General features: G+C 37.0%; 18 protein-coding genes. 10 read left to right on the plus strand and 8 right to left on the minus strand.

Annotation, left to right across the window (positions count from 1 at the left end):
* Positions 1-29: 29 nt before the first annotated feature.
* The 4 genes from ACKWCD_RS01630 (at position 30) to ACKWCD_RS01645 (ending at position 6,550) form a co-directional block, all read left to right on the plus strand.
* Positions 30-1,781 (plus strand): hypothetical protein, encoded by a 1,752-nt coding sequence (locus tag ACKWCD_RS01630; RefSeq protein WP_413982177.1) that lies wholly within the window; start codon positions 30-32, stop codon positions 1,779-1,781.
* 128 nt (positions 1,782-1,909) lie between these two features.
* On the plus strand, positions 1,910-3,652 hold the full coding sequence (locus ACKWCD_RS01635) for a DUF2135 domain-containing protein (protein WP_413982178.1): 1,743 nt from the start codon (positions 1,910-1,912) through the stop codon (positions 3,650-3,652).
* Between the two features lie 7 nt (positions 3,653-3,659).
* On the plus strand, positions 3,660-5,414 hold the full coding sequence (locus ACKWCD_RS01640; protein ID WP_413982179.1) for a carboxypeptidase-like regulatory domain-containing protein: 1,755 nt from the start codon (positions 3,660-3,662) through the stop codon (positions 5,412-5,414).
* On the plus strand, positions 5,414-6,550 hold the full coding sequence (locus tag ACKWCD_RS01645) for a carboxypeptidase-like regulatory domain-containing protein (RefSeq protein ID WP_413982180.1): 1,137 nt from the start codon (positions 5,414-5,416) through the stop codon (positions 6,548-6,550). The genes ACKWCD_RS01640 and ACKWCD_RS01645 overlap by 1 nt, the downstream gene beginning before the upstream one ends.
* A 6-nt stretch (positions 6,551-6,556) precedes the next feature.
* On the opposite strand, the gene ACKWCD_RS01650 is transcribed toward ACKWCD_RS01645, so the two are convergent.
* Positions 6,557-8,185: an acyl-CoA carboxylase subunit beta gene (locus ACKWCD_RS01650; RefSeq protein ID WP_413982181.1), complete on the minus strand. Its 1,629-nt coding sequence runs from the start codon at positions 8,183-8,185 to the stop codon at positions 6,557-6,559.
* 287 nt (positions 8,186-8,472) lie between these two features.
* On the opposite strand from ACKWCD_RS01650, the gene ACKWCD_RS01655 reads away from it, so the two are divergent.
* From ACKWCD_RS01655 to ettA, 3 genes are all read left to right on the plus strand, one after another.
* Positions 8,473-9,456 (plus strand): Gfo/Idh/MocA family protein, encoded by a 984-nt coding sequence (locus tag ACKWCD_RS01655; protein ID WP_413982182.1) that lies wholly within the window; start codon positions 8,473-8,475, stop codon positions 9,454-9,456.
* A gap of 83 nt (positions 9,457-9,539) precedes the next feature.
* A complete protein-coding gene (locus ACKWCD_RS01660) occupies positions 9,540-9,722 on the plus strand; it encodes a CAL67264 family membrane protein (RefSeq protein WP_413982183.1) in 183 nt (60 codons plus the stop codon).
* 74 nt (positions 9,723-9,796) lie between these two features.
* Positions 9,797-11,488 (plus strand): energy-dependent translational throttle protein EttA, encoded by a 1,692-nt coding sequence (ettA, locus tag ACKWCD_RS01665; protein ID WP_413982184.1) that lies wholly within the window; start codon positions 9,797-9,799, stop codon positions 11,486-11,488.
* 130 nt (positions 11,489-11,618) lie between these two features.
* On the opposite strand, the gene ACKWCD_RS01670 is transcribed toward ettA, so the two are convergent.
* Complete coding sequence (locus ACKWCD_RS01670) at positions 11,619-12,437, minus strand: MBL fold metallo-hydrolase (protein ID WP_413982185.1); 819 nt, start codon at positions 12,435-12,437, stop codon at positions 11,619-11,621.
* Between the two features lie 13 nt (positions 12,438-12,450).
* Positions 12,451-12,921: a GNAT family N-acetyltransferase gene (locus ACKWCD_RS01675; protein ID WP_413982186.1), complete on the minus strand. Its 471-nt coding sequence runs from the start codon at positions 12,919-12,921 to the stop codon at positions 12,451-12,453.
* Positions 12,922-13,095: 174 nt separating this feature from the next.
* On the opposite strand from ACKWCD_RS01675, the gene ACKWCD_RS01680 reads away from it, so the two are divergent.
* Positions 13,096-13,983 (plus strand): hypothetical protein, encoded by an 888-nt coding sequence (locus tag ACKWCD_RS01680; protein WP_413982187.1) that lies wholly within the window; start codon positions 13,096-13,098, stop codon positions 13,981-13,983.
* Positions 13,984-14,138: 155 nt separating this feature from the next.
* Here the strand turns inward: ACKWCD_RS01680 and fumC are convergent, their stop codons facing one another.
* Positions 14,139-15,536 carry a class II fumarate hydratase gene (gene fumC, locus ACKWCD_RS01685; protein ID WP_413982188.1) on the minus strand — a complete coding sequence of 466 codons (1,398 nt, stop codon included), beginning with the start codon at positions 15,534-15,536 and terminating at the stop codon, positions 14,139-14,141.
* Positions 15,537-15,682: 146 nt separating this feature from the next.
* Here fumC and ACKWCD_RS01690 point away from each other — a divergent pair, with 146 nt between their 5' ends.
* Positions 15,683-15,856, plus strand: a complete 174-nt coding sequence (locus ACKWCD_RS01690; RefSeq protein WP_413982189.1) for a hypothetical protein — start codon at positions 15,683-15,685, stop codon at positions 15,854-15,856.
* A 121-nt stretch (positions 15,857-15,977) separates the two neighbouring features.
* Here the strand turns inward: ACKWCD_RS01690 and ACKWCD_RS01695 are convergent, their stop codons facing one another.
* The 4 genes from ACKWCD_RS01695 to prfB form a co-directional block, all read right to left on the minus strand.
* Positions 15,978-18,497, minus strand: a complete 2,520-nt coding sequence (locus ACKWCD_RS01695; RefSeq protein ID WP_413982190.1) for a TonB-dependent receptor — start codon at positions 18,495-18,497, stop codon at positions 15,978-15,980.
* A 1-nt stretch (position 18,498) separates the two neighbouring features.
* Positions 18,499-19,035 (minus strand): hypothetical protein, encoded by a 537-nt coding sequence (locus ACKWCD_RS01700; protein ID WP_413982191.1) that lies wholly within the window; start codon positions 19,033-19,035, stop codon positions 18,499-18,501.
* A 123-nt stretch (positions 19,036-19,158) separates the two neighbouring features.
* Entirely contained in the window at positions 19,159-19,500 is a 342-nt protein-coding gene (gene arsC / locus ACKWCD_RS01705) for an arsenate reductase (glutaredoxin) (protein WP_413982192.1), read from the minus strand.
* Between the two features lie 113 nt (positions 19,501-19,613).
* A protein-coding gene (gene prfB, locus ACKWCD_RS01710) for a peptide chain release factor 2 (RefSeq protein WP_413982193.1) occupies positions 19,614-20,715 on the minus strand; the annotation gives its coding sequence in 2 pieces (ribosomal slippage) (positions 19,614-20,648 and positions 20,650-20,715; 1,101 coding nt in all).
* Positions 20,716-20,809: 94 nt separating this feature from the next.
* Between prfB and ACKWCD_RS01715 the strand changes: the two genes are divergently transcribed.
* The gene (locus tag ACKWCD_RS01715) at positions 20,810-23,212 is read left to right on the plus strand and encodes a zinc-dependent metalloprotease (protein WP_413982194.1); all 2,403 of its coding nucleotides are present in this window, start codon (positions 20,810-20,812) and stop codon (positions 23,210-23,212) included.
* Positions 23,213-23,248 lie beyond the last annotated feature (36 nt).

Consider the following 23,248-nt stretch of genomic DNA (forward strand, 5'->3'; position numbering starts at 1 on the left):
TTTATAATTTAACAGTTAAAGATCAAGCCATGAAAAGAATTCTCTACACTTTTGCAGCCCTCATTTTATTTACTTCAACTTACGCTCAGGAAAGCCTTAAAACTATTAAGGGTAAGATTATGTATCTCGATGGACCGGTTGCAAATGCTGAGATAAAAGTATCCAATTCAGATGCACTTTTCAAGTCAACGAAAGATGGCGCATACGAAGTTCAGGCTTATCAGGGTGATATTATTACTTTTTCATACCCCAGTCTGCGTGATATGGAAGTTGTTGTCGAAGATGTTACGCGAATATTAAACATAACGATGTCTGCTGATATTAATGAATTAGACGAGGTAGTGGTGGAAGCTAGTAAACGCAGAGGTCAACGAGAGATGGAGGAAGATTATGGCATAAACAAAAGAATTATTAAAACCGCATGGGGGTTTTTAGATGCTGATCGAGCTTCAGGTCAGATACGAATTTTGGAAAAAAAGGAAATTTCAAACGTATATATCTGCATTCTTGATTTACTCAAAAATAGGTTTGCGAGTATTGGAGGTACGGGAGATTGTATGCAAGGTGGATCTCTTTTTTTGAAAAGGGCAACAGGTTCTATCTCGCAAACAGGGTCCTTAATATATGATGTTGATGGTCAAATTTTAACTGGTGCACCTACATGGATAGATGTCAACTCTATTGAACGTATTGCAGTGCTTAGCAGCTTAGCTACCACCGCCACATATGGGTCTGTAGGTTCTGGTGGAGTTATAGTTATCAATACAACCGGAGGTACTGCAAGTATCAACTCGGTTCAATTACTTGATCGTGCAAGACTACGAAACAATATATATCAAGATAATGCGCTTTCGACAAACGAAGTTGACAAAAACTTGCCTACCTACCTTTTAGATTATCGCGCTAGTAGTTCAAGGGAAGAAGCCAAATTGCGCTACAAAGAAAATTTAAAAAAGTATTACAATTCGCCGCATTTCTTCATCGATTCCTATTCCTACTTTCTAGAGCAAGGAGAGGATGAATTTGCTGCAGATTTACTGACAAAAAATATACCCTTATTTAATAGAAATTCAGTTTATCTAAAAGCAATGGCTTATGCCGCTGAAGCAAATGATAAAGTAAAAATTTCAAGAGATTTATACGAACAGGTTTTCATATTACGACCGAATTATGGACAATCCTATCGTGACTTGGCTGAAAGTTATCGTGACATTAAAAATCATAAAAAGGCAGCAGCAATGTATGCGAGATACAATTATCTTGTCGATGAGGGCTTTCTTCAATCAGATAGTGTTGGTCTAGGGGCCATTATAGATCGAGAATCTGAAAATCTTTTGGCCCTAGAGGGAGATAAATTTATTGAAGGTAAAAAAGCGATAAAACGCCTAGCAAAGTATACTGACTTTAAGGGAACTAGATTGTTATTCGAATGGAACGATGGTGAAGCAGAATTTGAATTACAGTTTGTTAATCCGGAGAAACATTACTATACCTGGAAACATACTATGGAGTCCAATTCAAGTCGTATTATGGATGAAAAAATTAAGGGATATTCTTCTGAAGAATTTTTAATTGATGGTTCTCTTGCAGGTAAATGGCAGGTTAATATTGATTATCGCGGTAATAAGAAGTTGGAGCCAACCTATTTAAAGGTCACTACCTATTTCAATTATGGTTTAGCTTCGCAACGTAAAGATGTAAAGGTATACCGTTTGACTTTAAAAAATAACAATTACAAGTTGTTTGATTTGGTTAATTCAGGTAATAGCAACCCTAATTAACTATAGATAAAAAGGAATCTATGATGTAAATGTGCTACTCTTCCCGCAGGAACCATGAAGAAAATTTAACAAATTTGGCAAGGTTTTTGAGAGATAATTCCTATGTGTTAACCTGTAAAAACTAAACCATGAAAAGAATTCTCTTCACCTTCGCAGCCCTTATTTTATTTACAAACACCTACGCTCAAGAAAATTTTAAAACAATAAAGGGTAAAGTATTATATCTCGATGCGCCTGTGGTTAATGCAGATATTAAAGTCTCCGGATCAGATGAAATTTTTAAATCTAACATTGATGGTGTTTACAAAGTAGAAGCTCGTCAGGGAGATGTCATTACCTTTTCATATCCCAGTTTAAGAGATATGCAAGTTGTAGTTGAAGACGTTACACGTATATTAAACATTACAATGCAGCCAGAAATCAATGAGTTAGATGAAGTGGTTGTAAAAGCCAGTAAAAGGCGCTCTCAAAAAGATTTGGAGTTTGAATATCCTGCAAATGAAAGTATAATCAACACTGCTTGGGGATATTTAGATACCAAGCGCGCACCGGGTCAAGTTTGGCTAATGGGCGAGGAGGATATCAGTCCGGTTCGACTGTGTATTCTTGATTTATTACAAGGAAGATTTCCAGGAGTTCAGGTCAATGGCGATTGTATAAATGGTGGCTCGGTGACCTCTAGAAGATTTAGTTCTTTAACCCAAGGGCGTTCATTTGTATTTGATGTAGACGGTCAATTGTTTGGTGATGCTCCAATATGGCTTCCTTTGCCAGCCATGAAGCGCATTGCTATTTTTCCTGGCTTGGCAATGTCGGCACAATATGGAAGTTTTGGAGCAGGTGGTGTAATCGTTATTAACACAATTAACGGAAATCCACAGATCAATAAACTTGTGGACATGGCTCGACTAAGAAACAATATTTATAAAGATGATGCGCTTTCTAAAACCGATCTCCTTAAAGACGAATCGACTTATCTTGCCGATTACAAAAGAGCAGCAACTACTGAAATTGCTAAAGACACCTACAAATTAAACCGAGAGAAATATAGCAACTCCCCATATTTCTTAATCGATTCCTATGCTTATTTTATGGGTATAGGAGAAGAAGAGTTTGCATCCGATATTTTAGAGAAAAATTTACTTCTTGTAGATAAAAATGCAGTTTATTTAAAGGCATTAGCCTACTATGCTGAGGCCAATGGAGATGCGAAACTTGCAAAAAAATTATATGAACAGATATTTATTTTGCGACCTAATTACACGCAGTCTTATCGTGATTTGGCTGAAGGCTATCGTAATGTTAAGAAGTATAAAAAAGCGGCCTCAATGTATGCCCGTTATAACTATTTGGTCAAAGAAGGTTTTTTAGAATCAGACAGCTTAGGTTTGGGTAGTATTATCGATCGTGATGCAGAAAATCTTTTGGCCCTAGAAGGAGACCAAGTAATGGAAAGTGCGAGTCCACAGACTAGGCTTGCAAAATATACCGAATTTGATGGTACACGTATGCTTTTTGAATGGAATGATAGTGAGGCAGAATTCGAACTTCAGTTTGTTAATCCTGAAAATCACTACTATGTCTGGAAGCACACTTCAATCGCAAATGCCGATCGTATTATGGATGAAAAGTTAAAAGGATATTCTTCTGAAGAATTTTTAATTGACGGATCTCTTGCGGGCAAATGGCAAGTAAATGTGAACTACAGGGGTAATAAAAAGTTAGAACCTACCTATCTAAAGGTAACTTCATATTTCAACTACGGATTGAACTCACAACGAAAAGAAGTTAAGGTATATCGTTTGTCTTTAAAGGATACAAATTATGAATTGTTTGATTTGGTGAATTCAGCGCGTATTTCGACAAACTAAATAGCCTATGAAAAATTTCATTTTCTTCTGGTTTCTTTTGAGTTATGTTATTGGACAGGCTCAGGAGAATAAGCAAATTATCTGGGGGACCGTCACCGATGGGCAAGCTCCTATTGAGGCGGTTAATATTACTGTTTCTGGCACCGAAATTGGCACAACGACTGATAACAATGGCAAATATGAGATCAAAGCTAAATCTTCAGATGTACTGGAGTTCTCCTATGTCGGCAAGAAGACGGTCAAGATCATTGTTGAAGATGTGACTCGAATTTTAAACATTGAGATGTGGCCAAAATTCGAGGAATTGGATGAAGTAGTGGTAACTAAATCAAAACGAAAAACGCAAAGGGATTTATCTATTGATTATGAAGTAAATAAATCAATCGTGTTTACTTCCCTCGGGTATTTGAGTCCGGAGTCAACTGCGTATAGTTTTGGGGTAATAGATGGAGGTGAGCTTAATAACGCCGCTATTGATATCTTATCAGCGCTTCAAGGAAAGTTTCCTGGAATGCGCATCGGTACTAACGGACTAGGGGAACGTGCTTTGTATGGCAGATCTAGAGGGTCTATAAGTGGCGGAACACCATTTATCTATGAAATTGACGGCGCCTTATTTTTACAAGCTCCTACCTGGTTAGATATTAACAATGTAAAAAGGGTAGGTATACTTGGCGGTTTACATGCTACCTGGCGCTTTGGAAGTATTGCTGCTGGTGGCGTCGTATTTATAAATACAAAAACAAGCTCTTTTGGTGCAAAAGAAGAGGGTACAAATTTACCTTATGACCGGGCAAAACTTCGTAATAATATTTTTGAAAATGATGCGCTAGATGCCGCTTCGATATTGCAAGCGAATCCAATGTTCTTGCGTGAACTTCATGGCAGTAAAACGGTTTCAGCAGCAGAGGAGGTTTTTGAAAAAAACAAAGAAAAATATCAAAACTCCCCATATTTCTTTATCGATTCCTATGCCTATTTTATGGAAAAGAACCATCACAAATTTGCTAAAAACATAGCTGATGAAGCTATTAAAAAAGCAGAACGTAACCCTTCATTATTAAAAGTTTGGGCCTACTATTTTGATGTCAATAATCAAGTAAAAGATGCCGAAGCCATATATGAAAAAATCTTTGTTCTTAGACCAAATTATGTGCAATCTTATAGAGATTTAGCGGAAAGTTATCGGACCTCAGGTAACTTTAAAAAATCGGCAAGCATGTATGCTAGATATCAGTATTTAAAAGATGAAAATCTCTTACGGCTTACTGATACTACCAAAATTCACACAATCTTAGAACGTGAATCAGACAACTTATTGACATTAGAAGGCAATAATGTACTTGATGGCGGAGAAGGTATCGAACGTTCTGATAAGTTTGTGGAATTCGATGGTACTAGACTTGTTTTCGAATGGAATGATAGTGAAGCAGAATTTGATCTACAATTTGTTAATCCTCAAAAACACTATCTAAATTGGGAGCATACGATGTTTGCTAACAATGAACGAATAAATGAGGAAAAAGTTATTGGTTACTCATGTGAAGAGTTTTTAATGGATGGTTCTTTACCAGGCATTTGGAAGGTTAATGTTAATTATAAAGGCAATAAGCGTTTAGAACCTACCTATCTAAAAGCAACTATTTATTATAACTATGGTCGACCCGCTCAAAAAAAAGAGATAAAGGTGTTTCGATTGGGACTTAAGAATGTAAATCAAGAGTTATTTGAATTATATAACACTTCTAAAGTCTCTAATTAATGAATTACGAAAGAGTTTTGTTTTTATCGTTCTTCTTTTTTTGCATCCATATTATTTCTGCTCAACAAGACTACAAGGGTCAAATTCTAGATTCTGAAACTAAAGAGCCCATACCTTATGTAAATATTGGCGTTTTTGGAAAAGGTATCGGTACCGTATCTGATGAAGAAGGGCGATTTAACTTATTTATAGATAAATCTAAACTTTCGACCTCAGATGTCATACAATTTTCTTCAATTGGCTATAAAACCTTAAAAAAAATAGTTTCTGGTTTACAATATGTTAGCAACGAATATCCTAAAATTTTGATGCAGGAGGAAAGTGTTGTACTTGATGAGGTAATTGTAACCAATAGGGGAGCGTTTGAAGTCAGTGATGTCGTCGGCTATCAAAATTATGGTGAAAAAACTTTTGGTTATTGGAAAGATAATATAGCCCTAGGCGGTGAGCTAGCAACAAAAATAAAAGTTAAGAAAGGTGTTCGAAGATTAAATACTTTGTTTTTTGAAGTTTTCGCCAACCCATCCGATAGTGTGCTGGTCAGAGTGAACATATATGAAACCGGTAAGTCGAGAACTACGGTAGGAAAAAAATTGAACAGTTCAAATAAAAATATACTTTATACTATTCGACCTGGTACAAGGTTAGCCGTAGTAGATTTAACACCTTATTCTATCTATATCAAAGATGATTTTTTTGTCAGCTTAGAATTGTTGAAAGTATATGGCGATAAACCTATTGGTTTGGTAATTGCTGCTTCTGCGGATAAAAACACATACTCACTGGGTAAATATGCAAGTTTGGATAAATGGGAGCAATTGAATCATTCCGCAATGGCATATCATTTGAATACTACTTATTTTTCTGATAGTAAGCGAGCCGAGAGCAAGGTTGCAAAAGCACAAAAATCGAAAAAGAATATTTCTGGTTTTATTTTTTCATCACGAAGACCACTACGAAATATCAAGGTTACTAACCTTACCACCAATCAAGAAACTTTCTCTAATGAAAAAGGCAGATATCAAATTCTCGGAGAGAAAGATGATGTTATTTCTTTTGAGGGAAAAGGATACAAAAAAATGACCGTAAAACTACTCGCGAAAACAACAGTCAATATGAATTTGCTTCGTAATTAGTGGTGTTTACACCTGCAAAACCCCCAAATTAAACGGCTTCTCAATTGGTGCATGATTTGCAGCTTCAATGCCCATAGAAATCCACTTTCTGGTGTCTGTTGGTTCTATTATGGCATCTGTCCATAAACGTGAGGCTGCATAATATGGGGAGACCTGATTGTCGTAACGATTTTTAATTTTATCAAAAAGTTCTTTTTCTTTTTTGGGAGTGATTTCTTCTCCTTTTTTCTTTAAAGAAGCAGTTTCTATCTGCAATAAAACTTTTGCTGCAGAATTTCCGCTCATCACCGCCAATTCAGCACTAGGCCAGGCTACAATCAACCTAGGGTCATAGGCCTTGCCGCACATGGCATAATTTCCTGCGCCATAACTATTTCCTATAACAATAGTGAATTTCGGAACTACAGAGTTACTAACGGCGTTCACCATTTTTGCTCCATCTTTGATAATACCTCCATGTTCGCTTTTGCTTCCTACCATGAATCCGGTGACATCCTGAAGAAAAACTAGTGGAATTTTCTTTTGATTACAATTGGCGATAAAACGAGTGGCCTTATCCGCGGAATCCGAATAGATTACTCCTCCAAATTGCATTTCACCCTTAGCATTCTTTACCACCTTACGTTGGTTGGCAACAATACCTACGGCCCATCCATCTATGCGGGCATACCCCGTGAGTATGGTTTTTCCGTAGTCTCCTTTATATTGTTCAAATTCAGAGTTATCTACAATGCGATTGATAATTTCAAGCATATCATACTGATCATGTCGCATTTTTGGTAAGGTTCCGTAAAGTTCTTTCGGATCTAATTTTGGATTTAGAGATTTAATTCTGCTGTATCCAGCTTTATCAAAATCTCCAATTTTATCTACAATGTTTTTAATAGTATCTAGAGCCGCCGCATCATCTTTCGCCTTATAGTCCGTTACACCACTAATCTCGCAATGTGTACTAGCACCACCAAGAGTTTCATTATCTATGGATTCTCCAATAGCGGCTTTCACAAGATAGCTTCCCGCTAAAAAGATACTCCCAGTTTTGTCAACTATTAAAGCTTCGTCGCTCATAATAGGCAAGTAGGCGCCACCAGCTACGCAACTTCCCATAACAGCTGAGATTTGGGTAATACCCATACTACTCATCACTGCATTATTTCTGAAAATGCGGCCGAAGTGTTCTTTATCTGGAAAAATTTCATCTTGCATAGGCAGGTAAACACCTGCGCTATCCACCAAATAAATAATAGGGAGTCTATTCTCAATGGCGATTTCTTGAGCTCGTAAATTTTTCTTTCCTGTAATAGGAAACCATGCACCAGCTTTTACTGTTGCATCATTCGCCACCACGATACACTGTTTGCCTTTTATATGTCCTATTTTAATAACCACTCCTCCTGACGGGCATCCGCCATGTTCTTCATACATACCTTCGCCTACCAATGCCCCAATTTCAATGCTTTTGGCATCATCATCTAAAAGATAAGCAATACGCTCTCTAGCGGTCATTTTGCCCTTGGCATGCTGTTTTTCGATGCGACTTTTACCGCCTCCCAGTTTCACTCGGGCAAGTCGTTTTTTAAGTTCTGATACAAGTAGTTTATTGTGATCTTCGTTTTTATTGAAGTTGAGATCCATATAAAAGATTATTTCAATTATTTCATAAAGATAAGTACTAAAATTGACCCTTTTTTGAATTTTGATTAAAAGCTAATTAAAATTGAGTATTGCTAATAATACCTTTTAGGTTTGTGTTAAATGGAAGAAATATTCTCAGTGCTTTCTACCTTCTAGGGAGTAAACAACCTCGAGGCAAGCTGCGAGGCATTCGAAAAGAAAAGACCTTTAAGTGTTGAAGCGCTTTGGAGTATTTTAAAACTCGATTATCAAGTAAAATTACTAGTTTTGATAAAGAGGATAACTATATGAAGAATGAAATTGGATGGGGTATTCTTGGCCCAGGTAAGATCGCGCAAAGTTTTGCAAATGATTTAAAATTGGTTGATGAGGGTAATCTTGTTGCCGCAGCTTCCCGCAATTTAGAACGTGCTGAAACTTTTGCAGCTGATTTTGGAGCTGAGAAAGCTTTCGGTAGTTATGAGGAGCTATTTACTTGCGATGAAGTCGACGTTATATATGTAGCGACGCCTCATACAGGTCATATGGATTGGGCTGTTAAGGCTATGCAAGCCGGAAAACACGTATTGTGTGAAAAGCCCTTAGGAATTAATCTTTCAGAAGTTGAAAAAATGATTTCCGTCGCGAAAGAAAGCAATGTTTTTCTGATGGAGGCATTATGGAGTCGTTTTAATCCGTCTATCCAGAAAGTAAAAGAATGTATTGATTCTGGAGAACTTGGTAAGGTCAGTTATATTCATGCTGATTTTGCCTTTTACGGATTAGATCGCGATGAGGGCGGACGTATTTTGAACCCTGATTTGGCGGGAGGTTCTATTCTTGATATTGGTATTTACCCTATATTTTTGGCGTATTTAATTCTTGGGAAACCCGAACGTATTCAATCTACCTCTAACTTTCATAAGACCGGTGCTGAGATTCAAACCTCCATGATTTTTAATTATGAAAGTGCCCAAGCTATTCTTTATAGTGGATTGACAACAAACTCTGAGATGCGAGCAGAAATTCAAGGAGATAAAGGTTCTATTTTTATCGACCCACGATGGCATGAGACTCAAGGTTTTTCTTTCATAAAAGGGGAGTCTAAAGAAAGAAATGATCTTCCAACTCTTGGTAAAGGGTACTCATATGAAATTGAGGAGGTTCACGCATGTTTAAGGGCTGGTAAATTGCAAAGTGAACTATGGAGTCATCAGAATAGTATTGACCTTATTGGCTTGCTAGACGAAGTGCGTCGTCAGTCGGGAGTGGTTTTTCCGTTTGAGGAATAAAGTGTTAAATCATCAAGATACTTCCTGTATTTTTTACGATATTTGAGGCTACCACAAACCAAACCAACCAAAAAAAATAAACTATGGGAATGAACAAAAATACCGTACTTGCTTGGGCAACTTTTATAATGATAGCGGTAGGTTGTGCCTTAATTGCGCTAGGTGCTTTTAGATATGACGATGTTGCAGGATGGGGTTTTGCCTCTGTGGGAATCGGATTTTTTGCTATCGCATGGGTTTTTAATGCCCTAAAAGGAAGAGTTTAGAAATTAAGAATTGAAACTTGTCAATACTTGAAAATTTACCACCGAATAATTCAATAATCCAATAATCTATTAATATGTCGGATGATAAAAAGGTGATTTTCTCCATGTCAGGAGTTACCAAAACCTTTAAAACTGCAAATACCCCTGTACTTAAGAATATTTATCTCAGCTTTTTTTACGGAGCAAAAATTGGTATTCTCGGACTCAATGGTTCCGGTAAATCGACTTTGTTAAAAATTATAGCTGGAGTAGATAAAAACTACCAAGGTGATGTTGTTTTTTCTCCAGGATATAATGTCGGATACCTTGAGCAAGAACCGCAGTTAGATGAGAACAAAACCGTCTTAGAGGTTGTTAAAGAAGGGGTTGCTGAAACTGTTGCCATTCTTGATGAGTACAATAAGATCAATGATATGTTTGGCCTTCCTGAAGTCTATGAAGATGCTGATAAGATGCAGAAGTTAATGGATAAGCAGGCTGGTTTGCAAGATCAAATCGATGCTTCAAACGCTTGGGAACTCGACACGAAGCTTGAAATTGCCATGGATGCACTTCGTACTCCTGATTCGGATAAAAAAATTGGTGTTTTATCTGGGGGAGAAAGAAGGCGAGTGGCCTTGTGCCGTTTGTTATTGCAAGAACCAGAAATATTACTACTAGATGAGCCTACCAACCACTTGGATGCGGAATCGGTGCATTGGTTAGAACATCACTTGGCGCAATATAAGGGAACTGTTATCGCTGTGACGCACGATAGATACTTCTTAGATAATGTTGCTGGCTGGATTCTAGAATTAGATCGAGGAGAGGGTATTCCCTGGAAAGGAAACTATTCTAGTTGGTTAGATCAGAAATCGAAACGTTTAGCGCAGGAAAGCAAAACTGCGTCGAAACGTCAAAAAACTTTAGAACGAGAGCTAGAGTGGGTACGTCAAGGTGCTAAAGGAAGACAAACAAAGCAAAAAGCACGTTTGAAGAATTATGATAAGTTGATGAGTCAAGATCAAAAACAACTTGATGAAAAGCTTGAAATATATATTCCAAACGGACCACGCTTAGGAACCAATGTTATTGAAGCCAAAGGAGTTAGTAAAGCATATGATGACAAATTGCTATATGAAGATTTGAATTTCACTTTACCGCAAGCGGGAATTGTTGGTGTTATTGGTCCGAATGGTGCTGGTAAGACTACAATTTTTAGAATGATAATGGGTGAAGAAACTCCAGATAAGGGAGAATTCGAAGTAGGTGACACGGCAAAACTAGCTTATGTAGACCAGAAACATTCCAATATTGATCCAGAAAAAACGATTTGGCAGAATTTTTCTGATGAACAAGAATTGGTTATGATGGGAGGGCGCCAGGTAAATTCAAGAGCCTATTTAAGTCGTTTTAATTTTTCAGGCAGTGAGCAAAATAAAAAAGTATGTATGCTTTCAGGTGGAGAAAGAAACCGTCTTCATTTAGCAATGACATTGAAAGAAGAAGGTAATGTTTTACTTTTAGATGAGCCTACTAATGATTTAGATGTCAATACATTACGAGCATTAGAAGAAGGTTTAGAGAATTTCGCAGGTTGCGCGGTGGTCATCTCACACGACAGATGGTTTTTAGATAGAATTTGTACACACATCTTGGCTTTTGAAGGTGATTCACAAGTATATTTCTATGAAGGCTCCTTCTCTGATTATGAAGAGAATAAAAAGAAACGTTTGGGTGGAGATTTGATTCCGAAGCGAATTAAGTATAAGAAGTTGATACGATAGTATAAGAGTAATAAGTATAAAGTAGATAGTACAAAGTAAAAGCTTCTAAGAAATTCTTAGAGGCTTTTTTTAGCTGTTTTAATCTCGTGGTAAAACGAAATATCTTTATACTTAGGACTATTTACTTATTTCAATAGGCATCATTTGGATACCAATCCAATTGAATTACTTCCAAATCAGGATTTCCTGCATATACCATCGCTTTAAATTTTGCTACATCGCTTACCTCTGGTCTTCCTCTATAATGATAGGGATATACTTGTTTGGGGTTGAATTCTAAAACGGCATCCGCAGCACTTTCAGGGGTCATAGTATACGGCAAGTTCATACAAACAAAAGCTTTGTCAATATTTTGTAAAGTCCTCATTTCAGGAATATCTTCGGTATCTCCCGAAAAGTAAAGACGTTCTGCGCCGATATTAAGAACATACCCATTTCCTCTACCTTTGGTATGGAATTTTAAAGCTTCTTCTCTCAGGTTGTACATAGGTAGGGCTTCTACTGTAATTCCGTATCGTTCTTTAGAATCTCCATTATTTAAAACATCAATTTGTGGCGTGAAGTTTTCCGGAATCTTATCCGCTACGGCCTGCGGCACCATGATTTTTGCCTTTTCCGTATTCAAAGCTTCAAGCGTTTCGATACTTAAATGATCTCCATGAATATCAGTAATGAGAATTAAATCGGGTTGTTTTTGTCCTTCAAAAGCTTCAACACCACCAACAGGGTCGATATATATGATAATGTTATTCCATTCTAAAATGGCTGTGGCATGCTCGATAGGAATGATTTTTATTTCTGAATCTAATTGCTTTAGGTTTACTTCTTCTAGACTTAAGTTCTTTGTTGGGTCCTTAATATCTGAATCAAGCAAAGGTTTTTTGCTTTGATTTTCTTTACATCCAATCAATAGAATACATCCTAAGAATACAAATACTACTTTTTTCATAATCTTTATATTTTTAATTCTCAATCAAATCTAGCCTCATTTTTACATCACTTCTAGCATAAGGTAAATCTTTTTCAAGTTCAATGTCTTTAAATCCGTATTTGCGATAAAGATGTAAAGCAGTAGGTAATTTGGTGCTAGAATAGAGGGTTACTGCTTTCCAGCCGTTCTTTTTGGCAAAATCTAAGGCGAAGCATAGTAGCTGCTGTCCGATTTTCAAACCTTGAAATTTTGGATCAACTGCCATTTTTCCGAGTTCAAAGTGATCCTCCTCATAGGGTATCAAAGAAAAGCATCCGACAATAGTATTTTCATATTCTGCCATGAAAATATATCCGCCAATACCCAATATGGCATTTTCGCAATCTCCTAAAAGGACTTCATCCTTTGGTTCAACATAGAAGTATTTCTCAAGCCAAGCGATGTTTAAATCCTTGAAAATAACTGCATGTTCAGACTCAAAAGGAATTATTTTAAGAGACATAGATTTTTTATATAAACGTATTTCATCGATAAAGTTAGGGCTTTCAACCGATTGTACACTTGATCGATTTAATTTTTTTAGAGCAAAAAATCTAAACTGAAAATCCAGCCGTATATAGACTGATACAAACAAATACTTATTCACTATTTAACGAGAGTAATTAATTTTTACATTATGACTGAAACAAAAAGTAACAACGGATTAAAGGTATTAGCTGGCTTGCTTGGCGTAGTACTATTAGGTGTTATCATCTATACAGTTAGTCTTTATCAAGAGAAGAAAAAGAACGAAGCTGTTTTAACAACAGAAAAAGAATTGGTTGTTGAAGATCTAAATAGCTTAAAATCTGAATATGATAAAGCGATTTTAGAGAGCAACGCTACTAACGAAGAGTTAGTTTCTGCAAGAGATAATATTGCAAAGTATATCGATTCTGTAAAAGCTATGAAGGCTGATATTTCTTCTTTGTCAAGATATAGAAGACAAGTTAGTGTTTTGAAAGCTGAGAGAGAGCAATTATTAAAGCAGGTTGATTCTTTGAAAACATCAAATACTTTGATTGCTATGCAACGTGACTCTACGTATACAGAGTTAGAAAAGCAAACTGTTTTTAACGATTCTTTAGTTGTTCAAAATACGCAATTGGCTGACGTTGTTGAAAAAGGTTCTGCTTTGAACTTAACAACATTTAATGTTGATGCAGTAAAAGAACGTAACAGTGGAAAATTAGTTTCTACGTCAAGAGCAAGATCTACAGATAAATTTAAAATCTGTTTTACAGTGGCAAATAATGTAATTGCAGGAGCTGGTGATAGAGAATTTTTCTTAGAAGTACTTGATCCTCAAGGTAATGTTTTAGGTGAGAGCTATTCTAAAACTAACGATGCTGGGGCTTCAGTAACATATAGCAAAGGAACAAACTTCTACTATGAGAATAAAGCTTTAGATGTTTGTGATTATATCAGTAAGCCAGCTGGAGATTTCCAAAAAGGAAATTATATGGTGAACGTTTATGATGACAGATTAAAGTTATTAGGAACTTCTAAGTTCACATTGAAGTAAGATACACACACTATCCATTAATAAAAAGGGGTCAATCTTTAACGATTGACCCTTTTTTTATGCTTCAATTTGAGAGTTGGTTGCCCTAACGCTAATGGGTGTATTTTACTAAGGGTAAAGATTTTTCTCTTTTAAGGTTGGGGTAAATCTCGGTTTTACTTCAAACTCCCAACCATATCTTCAGGTTTTACCCAAGCATCATATTCCTCTGCAGTAACATAACCTAAATTAACGGCCTCAGTTTTTAGAGTAGTTCCATTTTTATGCGCAGTATTAGCAATTTCGGCAGCTTTGTAATAACCGATTTTAGTATTTAAAGCGGTAACGAGCATTAAAGAGTTATTCAGAAGCTCTTTAATTACTTCGCGATTAGGCTCTATACCTGCTGCGCAATTCACATCAAAACTAACACAAGCATCGCCAATCAATTCGGCTGATTGTAAGATATTGGCAGCCATCATTGGTTTGAATACATTTAATTCATAGTGCCCTTGGGTACCTCCGACGCTCACAGCTACATCATTACCCATTACTTGTGCGCAAACCATCGTTAATGCTTCGCATTGTGTTGGATTCACTTTTCCAGGCATGATAGAACTTCCAGGTTCATTGGCTGGAATGATGATCTCGCCAATTCCTGAACGTGGTCCCGAAGCCATCATTCGAATGTCATTAGCAATCTTGTTCAATGATACTGCCAATTGTTTTAGAGCACCATGACTTTCTACAATAGCATCATGTGCTGCCAAAGCTTCAAATTTGTTATCTGCTGTTTTAAACGGTAGTCCTGTAAACTCAGCTATATATTTAGCTACTATAACATCATATCCTTTTGGGGTGTTTAATCCGGTACCCACCGCTGTGCCGCCGAGCGCTAGTTCGCTTAGGTGGTCTAGGGTATTTTTTAAAGCTTTTAAGCCATGGTCCAGTTGCGATACGTAACCAGAAAATTCCTGACCTAAGGTTAGGGGAGTGGCATCCATTAAATGGGTGCGACCTATTTTAACAACGTCTTTGAATTCTTCGGATTTTTTAAAGAGCGTGTCTCTAAGTTGAGTAACTCCTGGAATAGTAGTTTCTACAATTTTCTTGTAGGCAGCAACATGCATTCCCGTTGGGAATGTATCGTTTGAAGACTGCGACTTATTGACATCATCATTAGGTTGAATGGTTTTTTCGCCTTCTCCGATTACTTTTCCTGCCATTTCATGGGCTCGGTTAGCAATTACTTCATTAACATTCATATTACTCTGAGTACCTGACCCAGTTTGCCAAATCACCAAAGGGAACTGATCGTCAAGTTTTCCGTCTAAAATCTCCTCACAAACCGCAGCAATCATATTGCGTTTTTCTTCGGATAAGATGCCTAATTCACAATTCGTGTAAGCAGCCGCCTTTTTCAAATAGGCAAAGCCGTAAACTACATCCAATGGCATGGAAGCAGCAGGTCCTATTTTAAAGTTATTTCGTGAACGCTCAGTTTGTGCTCCCCAATATTTGTCAGATGGGACTTCAACTTTGCCCATCGTATCTTTTTCTATTCTAAAACTCATGTCGCGGTGATTTTTTCTTTGGTACAAAGTTAGCGGTTTGAAGTTTTATTTCCTTTCGGGAATAAAATAAATCAATATTTTTTTTGACTTTGATTTGCAGTATTTATCCTTTTCAAAGTATCTTTGCAGTAATAAAACAGACATTCATGTTCGAATTCGATCAATATTTAGGGTTTTTAGCTTTCTTGACCATTCTTACTATAGGATTTTGGTTAATGATTTTCTTATTGACTTTTGTAGTGCCGTATTGGTTGATCGGAAACATCAGAGAACTCTTAAAAGAAAAGCGCGACAAGAAAAGAGCAGCGCGTAATGCATAAAAAATTAAAAAGCCGTTTGAATCTTCAAACGGCTTTTTAATTTTCAGTAATCAGTAATCAGTAATCAGTAATCAGTAATCAGCAATCAGCAATCAGTAATTTTGCCAACTGCCAACTGAATTTATCCTTGTTCTTCAAAGTCCCCATCATCGCCTCCTCCTCGTTGGCCGCCTCTCTGTCGCTGATTCTTCTTCTGATTAAATCGATACAGGAAAGATAGGTTAATCTGTCTTTGCCGCCATTGAAACTCACTATATGTAAATACATTATCTGTTCTGGTTTCGCTTCTACGTTTTCTTGAGTTCAATAAATCACTAATATTCAAAGAGAGTGTCGCCTTGTCTTTTATTACATCTTTACTAAATGCTAAGCTAATTGTAGAAATTCCTTTGCTTTTTGATTGTGCATTTCTTCGTGGGCCGAAGTAGAAGAAATTTCCTTGAAAATCTATTTTTCCTGGTAAAGGTATTTTTGCGCTTGCCCTTGAGAACCATCCTAGGTTATTTGCATCAAAATTTTGAGTAATTGTCTCATTTTGAAAGTTTGTATAGGTATAATCACCACGCAGCTCCTGTTGAAACATATTTAGATTCCAAGTCAAACGCCACCCTTTTTTAGGAGTGTATGTGGTGGTTAGTTCTCCACCATATCTGCTATCGGTCGCTAAATTAATAGGTGTTCTAGCCTGTACGGGAACTACCACCGGATTTGATGAATCATTAGGATTATCAATAGTTACAAAATCTCCAGTTTCTTGTGTAATAAATTGGAATACCCCAGTAGATCTATTAAAATAGAGAGAGCCATTTAATGATAATTTATCCCATCTTTTAATATATCCTAAATCATAGGCATCGGTATACGTAGGGTCTAGATTTGGATTACCCTGAAATAAATTGGTATTACTTGAGCGCGACGGAAACGGATTTATAAAACGAGATCGAGGTCTGCGAAGTCTTTTGCTATAGCTAACTGTAATTTGTTCGGTTTCAGAAAATTCATATCCTAAGAAAATAGAAGGAAACCAGTTTGTATATTTCTTATTGGTAATCTCATTGGTGTCAACCAATTCTATGCCAATATCTGAGGCTTCAACGCGAAGCCCACCTAAAACATTAAACTTGCCAAACTTGCTTCCGAGCTGCGCATAAGCAGCATTTACATATTCTTTATAGTTCAATTCATTACTAAAGTTTGGGTCACTATCTAGAATGTCATTTTCAAGAATTCCGAAATCAAAATCTGTATTGAAATTGTTGAAAGTACCGCGATAGCCTAGTTCAAATTGCGATGTGTTGTCCTTTCCGAAAGGAAGCACATAATCCATCTGAAGCAATTGATTTTTTTGAGTTTCGTCGTTAATAGTTTGTTCTGTGGGAAGATTTGAATTATCATTCAATACGATTTCATTGATTATTGAATTTTCAAGCTCATTTCCTGTTGAATACTGATAATCTATTTTAAGTTCATGCCCGTCATCATTGAATTTTTTCTGATAGTTTACGGAGTATTGAATATCTTGTTCATCTTCCGCTTCATTGGTAAATCGGTTTCTTTGGATTGTGGGAACGCGATTTGTATCAAAATTTTCAAAGTCTATATCAGTGGTATTATTGCCATCAGATTTTCGGTAAACAATTGAATTTGTAATACTACTTGTTGAATCTATAAAAAACTCAAAACCAATATTGGTATTGAATCCTCCGCGCTGTCTTTGAGTTTTTCTTACTTCATCTTGAAAGCTTGCGGTACTTCCATCAGAATTAAAATTTTCTTGTTCGAATAACGCATTTCCTGGTCCTTTTCGATAGCGGTAAGAGGTATTTGTGAAGATATTGAATTTGTCTCTTCTTAAGTTGAGGCTCACATTAGCGCCATAGCTTGTTGGAGTTCCAACATTAACAGTGACTGAACCATTAAGACCAGCTGTTTTACTTTGTTTTAAAATAATATTCAAAATACCGGCCGTGCCTTCAGCGTCATATCTTGCTGAAGGATTCGTAATAACTTCAACTTTTTCAATAGCTTCGGCAGGTAGTTGCTGGAGCGCCTCAGGACTCAATCCGGAGAGGGCAGAAGGTTTTCCATTGATAAGAATACGAACACTTTCATTGCCCCGAAGACTAATATTTCCTTCTACATCAACAGAAACAGACGGCACATTATCCAAAACATCGGTAACGGAACCTCCTTTTACCGTAAGATCAGAACCTACATTATATACTTTTTTGTCTAATCGGAGTTCCACCGTAGTGCGTTCACCTACAACTTCAACAGCTTCTAATTGTTCAACATCTAGCGCTAATTTGATGGTTCCTAAATCCGTAGATTCTCTATAAGCTTGTTCAGCAAGCTCATAGGACTTGTAAGTGATGTATTCAATACGAACATTATATTTACCTGGGAAAGTTTCTACCGAGAATTTACCGGTAACGTCAGTAATTCCACCCGTAACCCGGTCAGGGTTTCGAACACTTTGTAATACTAGGGTGGCATATTCTAAAGGTTGGTTTGTTTCTTGATCTAAAACAATACCTGATATAATAATTGGATTTGGTCTTTGTCCTCCTCGACCTTGTGGTCTTTGCGCATGTATAAAAAATACTGAAAGGAAAGTTACTAGGGTAAGGAGTTTCGTCATATTATTCTTTAGATTTCTTTTTCTTCTTCTTTTTTCGCTTTTCTTCTTTCTTCATTTCTTTTTGCATCTTAGCGACACCATCTTTTTGCATCTTCACAAAAGCCTCATATTTTTCAAGAGGAAGCCCTGCTTTTAGATCTTCATCTTGGCGTATCGTAATCTTTTCATAAGCTTCCTTCATTTTATCTCTCGGAAGCTTTAAAATTTGTAACTCAATTCGCTCTTGAACATATTTTTTTAAAGTGGTACTTAAAACTGCTTTTTCAAATTCATCTAAGCCTAAAGTCTCAGCAATCGCTGGCATTTCTCCATCTACTATTTCTGCAGCAGTTTTAGGTTTTGGGGCTTCAGCTGGAGTTTGTGATTGGGGAATAGCACTACCATAGCCTCTGCCTAGACCTCTTCCACTGCCACCATATCCGCCACCGCCATAACCGCCGTATCCGTATCCTCCTCTGTTTCCAAATTGGGCTTGAAGTTCAGAGGCTCCTAATAATAAAATAAATAGAACGATTAAATTTTTAATATGGGTTTTCATAACAGTGACTTTTATATGATTTCAAAATTAGATTACGGTTTAACCGAGTTAGGTTAAATATTTGTTAAAAACAGAACAGCAACAAATGTACCAATTATCCGAAAATGAGTACAAATTCAAAATTTATAGAATGGAGTTGATGTTTTCAGGCGGTCTGCCTATCACAGCTTTCCTACCATTACTAACTATAGGTCGTTCGATTAATTTTGGATGTGTCAGCATTGCATTTAAAATCTCATCATCTGAAAGTGATCTTCCTCGATAGTTGTCCTTCCAAATTGCTTCGTTTTTTCTGAGCAAATCTTCAGGGTTTATTCCTAACAAGGCGATTATTGAAAGCAGTTCTTCTTTAGTTGGAATATCCTCTAAATATTTAATTATTTCATAGTCCTTTCCCGATTCTTCAACAATTTTTAACCCCTCACGAGACTTTCCGCATCTTGGGTTGTGGTATATTTTAATCATGATTTTGGTTTCTAATATTTCAAGTTTCAGGTTGTTCTTAATCTTGTTTGAAGCGTTTCAGACAATTTTTGTCTACCACATCGTGCACCTAGCACCTAACATCTAGCTATTTGTCAATCTTCATCCTTCTGTCCCATGGCCATTAGAAATGCTTTCAAAAAGCGGTCAATATCCCCATCCATAACCGCATCAACATTTCCAGTTTCTTCAGCAGTTCTGACGTCTTTTACTAATTTATATGGATGCATTACATAGTTTCGAATTTGAGAACCCCATTCAATTTTCATTTTTGAGGACTCGATTTCTTGACGAGCTTCCATTTTCTTTCGAAGTTCGATTTCATACAGTTGCGATTTCAACATCTTCATTGCTGTAGCCCTGTTATCATGTTGACTTCGGGAGTCTGAACAAGAAATCTGTATGCCGGTTGGATGGTGTACCAACTGCACTTTCGTTTCTACCTTATTTACATTCTGGCCACCAGCGCCACTTGAACGCGCCGTGGTAATCGTAATATCTGCAGGATTCACATCTACTTCAATACTATCATCTACAAGAGGATACACATATACCGAAACAAATGAAGTGTGCCTTTTTGCATTGCTATCGAAAGGAGAAATTCGAACCAAGCGATGTACTCCGTTTTCACCCTTAAGCCATCCGAATGCAAAATCACCATTGATTTCTAAGGTTACCGTTTTGATTCCTGCTACATCGCCTTCTTGGTAATTGAGTTCTTTAACCTTGTATTTGTTCTTTTCTGCCCACATCATGTACATGCGCATAAGCATAGCTGCCCAGTCACAGCTTTCAGTTCCGCCTGCACCTGCAGTAATTTGTAGTACTGCTGGGAGTTCATCACCCTCTTCAGAAAGCATGTTTTTGAACTCCAGTTTTTCAAGATGGTCAAGAGTTTTTTCGTACTGAGCGTTGACCTCTTCTTCAGTAACTTCACCTTCTTGTTGAAATTCAATAAGTATTTCAAGGTCTCCAACGAGAGATTTTGCGGCATTATAATCATCAACCCATTGTTTTTTGGATTGAATGAATTTCATATGTGCTTGTGCTTCTTGGGGGTTGTCCCAGAAATCGGAAGCTAAGGTTTTTTCTTGCTCGTTTTCTATTTCAATGAGTTTCGCATCAACGTCAAAGATACCTCCTTAACGCACCGAGGCGATCTAAAAGACCTTTGTAGTGGTCTGTGGTAATTGTCATTCGAATTCCTTTTCGGCAAAAATAGGGTTTAACTATGGTTGTGCAACCAAATTTATCTAAATTTAAGGCTGACTAACTTCTGACTAAAATTATTATGAGACGCTATTTCTTACTCGGTTTTTTATTCTTTTTCTGCACACTTACTACTTTTGCTCAATTTGATGAAAAGAGTAAAAATTTTCAAAAATTTAACGGACTCTTCAATTTTCAATATGACGAAAAAACTGATAAGATTTATCTTGAGGTTAGTGATTTGGAGAAGGAGTTTCTTTATGTTTCTTCATTAAGTAGTGGAATCGGAAGTAATGATATTGGTTTAGATAGAGGGCAACTAGGAAGTACCCAGGTAGTTTTTTTTAGAAAAGCAGGAAATAAGTTGATGCTAGTCCAACCGAATCTAAGATTTAGAGCTTTAACAGACAATGCACTAGAAAAGAAATCTGTAGAACAGGCCTTTGCGAAATCTATACTTTACGGATTCAAAATAGAGGATGAAAAGAATGGAAAATATACTATAGATATTACCGATTTCCTAATGCAAGATACCCATGGTGTTGTTGGCCGATTAAAAAGAAATAAGCAAGGTTCGTATAAGTTAGATAAAACGAAGAGCGCTATGGCCTTGGATCGTACGAAGGCCTTTCCAAAGAACATCGAGTTTGATATCACCTTGACTTTTGCTGGAAATCCCGAAGGAAGAAATATTCGGTCGGTAACGCCAAATGCAAAGTTGGTTACGGTGGCGCAACATCATTCTTTTATTGAGCTTCCAGATGATGGTTACAAACAACGTGAATTCGATCCGCGTTCAGGTGCTTCTCCTTTTATGTATTACGACTATGCGACTCCGGTTGAATCCCCAATTTTAAAACGTTTTATCCGAAGACATCGTTTGGAGAAAAAAGACCCAACTGCTGCGGTTAGTGAAGCTGTGGAACCTATTATTTATTATCTAGATAATGGAACGCCAGAACCCGTCCGTTCGGCTTTATTGGAAGGGGGGAGATGGTGGAATCAGGCTTTCGAGGCAATAGGATACAAAGATGCCTTTCAGGTGAAAATATTGCCAGATGATGCTGACCCGCTTGATGTTCGTTATAATGTAATTCAATGGGTACATCGTTCCACACGTGGATGGAGTTATGGAGCAAGTGTAACAGACCCAAGAACAGGAGAGATTATGAAAGGCCATGTGAGTTTGGGAAGTCTGCGTATTCGTCAGGATTTTTTAATTGCTCAGGCATTAATGAATAAACCTTATGCCGAACGTGATGACAATCACCAACCGATGCTAGAAATGGCAATTGCACGTATTCGCCAACTTTCAGCACATGAAATAGGTCATACTTTGGGCTTTGCTCATAATTATGCGGCAAGTACAACGAACAAGGCTTCGGTGATGGATTATCCGCATCCGCAATTCTCTCTAAAAGATGGCGCAATAGATTTTTCAAATGCTTATGCTGTAGGAATTGGAGATTGGGACAAAGTTTCGGTAGCCTATTCCTACGAGACATTTTCAGCAGGAACGAATGAAAAAGAAGGCTTGAACAAAATATTGGAAAAATCCGTATCTGACGGATTACGATTTATTACGGACCAAGATGCACGACCGCAAGGGAGTGCACATGTATTGGCGCATTTATGGGATAATGGTAAGGATGTTAGCACCGAATTAAATGAGATGCTTAAAATAAGAGAGACTGCAATTTCTAATTTTTCAATGGATAATATTCCGTCAGGTCAACCAAACACCGTTTTGGAGGATGTTTTCGTGCCATTGTATTTTTTCCATAGGTATCAAACGGAAGCCGTAACCAAGGTAGTTGGCGGTCTGGAATATAATTATGCTGTAAAAGGTGATGGGCAAGAAATAGTTCGTGTAGTAGATAAAGCAATGCAGGAAAAAGCTTTAAAAACTATTCTAAAAACTTTAGACGCCTCAATAATAGCTATTCCGAAGCAAAAATTAAATCTATTCCCACCAAGAGCTTTTGGGTATGGAAGAACAAGAGAATCCATTAATAGTAAAACGGGGGTTTCTTTTGATGCACTTTCTGCTGCTGAAACTGCTGCTGATATGACTTTGGGATTGTTGTTGCACCCTGAAAGAGCAAGCAGATTGATTCAGCAAAAATCTATTGACCCATCTAATTTAGGATTGTCGGAAGTTTTAAATGCTTTGGCTAAAAAGACTAGTGGATTAAATTCCAAAGATCCATATATCCGTGAGGTACAACAAAATATTAATTTCAGAGTGTTGTTTCACTTGATGAATTTGGCTGCACATAAAAACGTACATCCACAGGTAAACGCGATAGCTAATCAACAGTTGATGGAATTAAAATCTATACTGTTGACATCTGGAAAAAATGCAAATGCCATGGAAATGGTTCGCAGGATAAATGCTTTTTATGCACATCCCGATAAATTTGAAGTAATTCCCGCTCCCAAACTTCCAGATGGTTCACCTATTGGAATGGACTGTTTTCACTAAAAAAACACAAACACAAACTCAAAAATCAAATTCAAA

The sequence above is a fragment of the Maribacter taeanensis genome (assembly GCF_047345145.1).
Taxonomy (GTDB): domain Bacteria; phylum Bacteroidota; class Bacteroidia; order Flavobacteriales; family Flavobacteriaceae; genus Maribacter_C.

What these genes read in the sequence shown, in the direction of transcription:
- ACKWCD_RS01650 (WP_413982181.1), bottom strand. Translation starts at nt 8,185, where the DNA reads ATGGATCTCAACTTCAATAAAAACGAAGATCACAATAAACTACTTGTA.
- ACKWCD_RS01630 (WP_413982177.1), top strand. Translation starts at nt 30, where the DNA reads ATGAAAAGAATTCTCTACACTTTTGCAGCCCTCATTTTATTTACTTCA.
- ACKWCD_RS01715 (WP_413982194.1), top strand. Translation starts at nt 20,810, where the DNA reads ATGAGACGCTATTTCTTACTCGGTTTTTTATTCTTTTTCTGCACACTT.
- arsC (WP_413982192.1), bottom strand. Translation starts at nt 19,500, where the DNA reads ATGATTAAAATATACCACAACCCAAGATGCGGAAAGTCTCGTGAGGGG.
- ACKWCD_RS01680 (WP_413982187.1), top strand. Translation starts at nt 13,096, where the DNA reads ATGACTGAAACAAAAAGTAACAACGGATTAAAGGTATTAGCTGGCTTG.
- ACKWCD_RS01645 (WP_413982180.1), top strand. Translation starts at nt 5,414, where the DNA reads ATGAATTACGAAAGAGTTTTGTTTTTATCGTTCTTCTTTTTTTGCATC.
- ACKWCD_RS01690 (WP_413982189.1), top strand. Translation starts at nt 15,683, where the DNA reads ATGTTCGAATTCGATCAATATTTAGGGTTTTTAGCTTTCTTGACCATT.
- ACKWCD_RS01675 (WP_413982186.1), bottom strand. Translation starts at nt 12,921, where the DNA reads ATGTCTCTTAAAATAATTCCTTTTGAGTCTGAACATGCAGTTATTTTC.
- ACKWCD_RS01670 (WP_413982185.1), bottom strand. Translation starts at nt 12,437, where the DNA reads ATGAAAAAAGTAGTATTTGTATTCTTAGGATGTATTCTATTGATTGGA.
- ACKWCD_RS01640 (WP_413982179.1), top strand. Translation starts at nt 3,660, where the DNA reads ATGAAAAATTTCATTTTCTTCTGGTTTCTTTTGAGTTATGTTATTGGA.
- ACKWCD_RS01660 (WP_413982183.1), top strand. Translation starts at nt 9,540, where the DNA reads ATGGGAATGAACAAAAATACCGTACTTGCTTGGGCAACTTTTATAATG.
- ACKWCD_RS01695 (WP_413982190.1), bottom strand. Translation starts at nt 18,497, where the DNA reads ATGACGAAACTCCTTACCCTAGTAACTTTCCTTTCAGTATTTTTTATA.
- fumC (WP_413982188.1), bottom strand. Translation starts at nt 15,536, where the DNA reads ATGAGTTTTAGAATAGAAAAAGATACGATGGGCAAAGTTGAAGTCCCA.
- ACKWCD_RS01635 (WP_413982178.1), top strand. Translation starts at nt 1,910, where the DNA reads ATGAAAAGAATTCTCTTCACCTTCGCAGCCCTTATTTTATTTACAAAC.
- ettA (WP_413982184.1), top strand. Translation starts at nt 9,797, where the DNA reads ATGTCGGATGATAAAAAGGTGATTTTCTCCATGTCAGGAGTTACCAAA.
- ACKWCD_RS01700 (WP_413982191.1), bottom strand. Translation starts at nt 19,035, where the DNA reads ATGAAAACCCATATTAAAAATTTAATCGTTCTATTTATTTTATTATTA.
- ACKWCD_RS01655 (WP_413982182.1), top strand. Translation starts at nt 8,473, where the DNA reads ATGAAGAATGAAATTGGATGGGGTATTCTTGGCCCAGGTAAGATCGCG.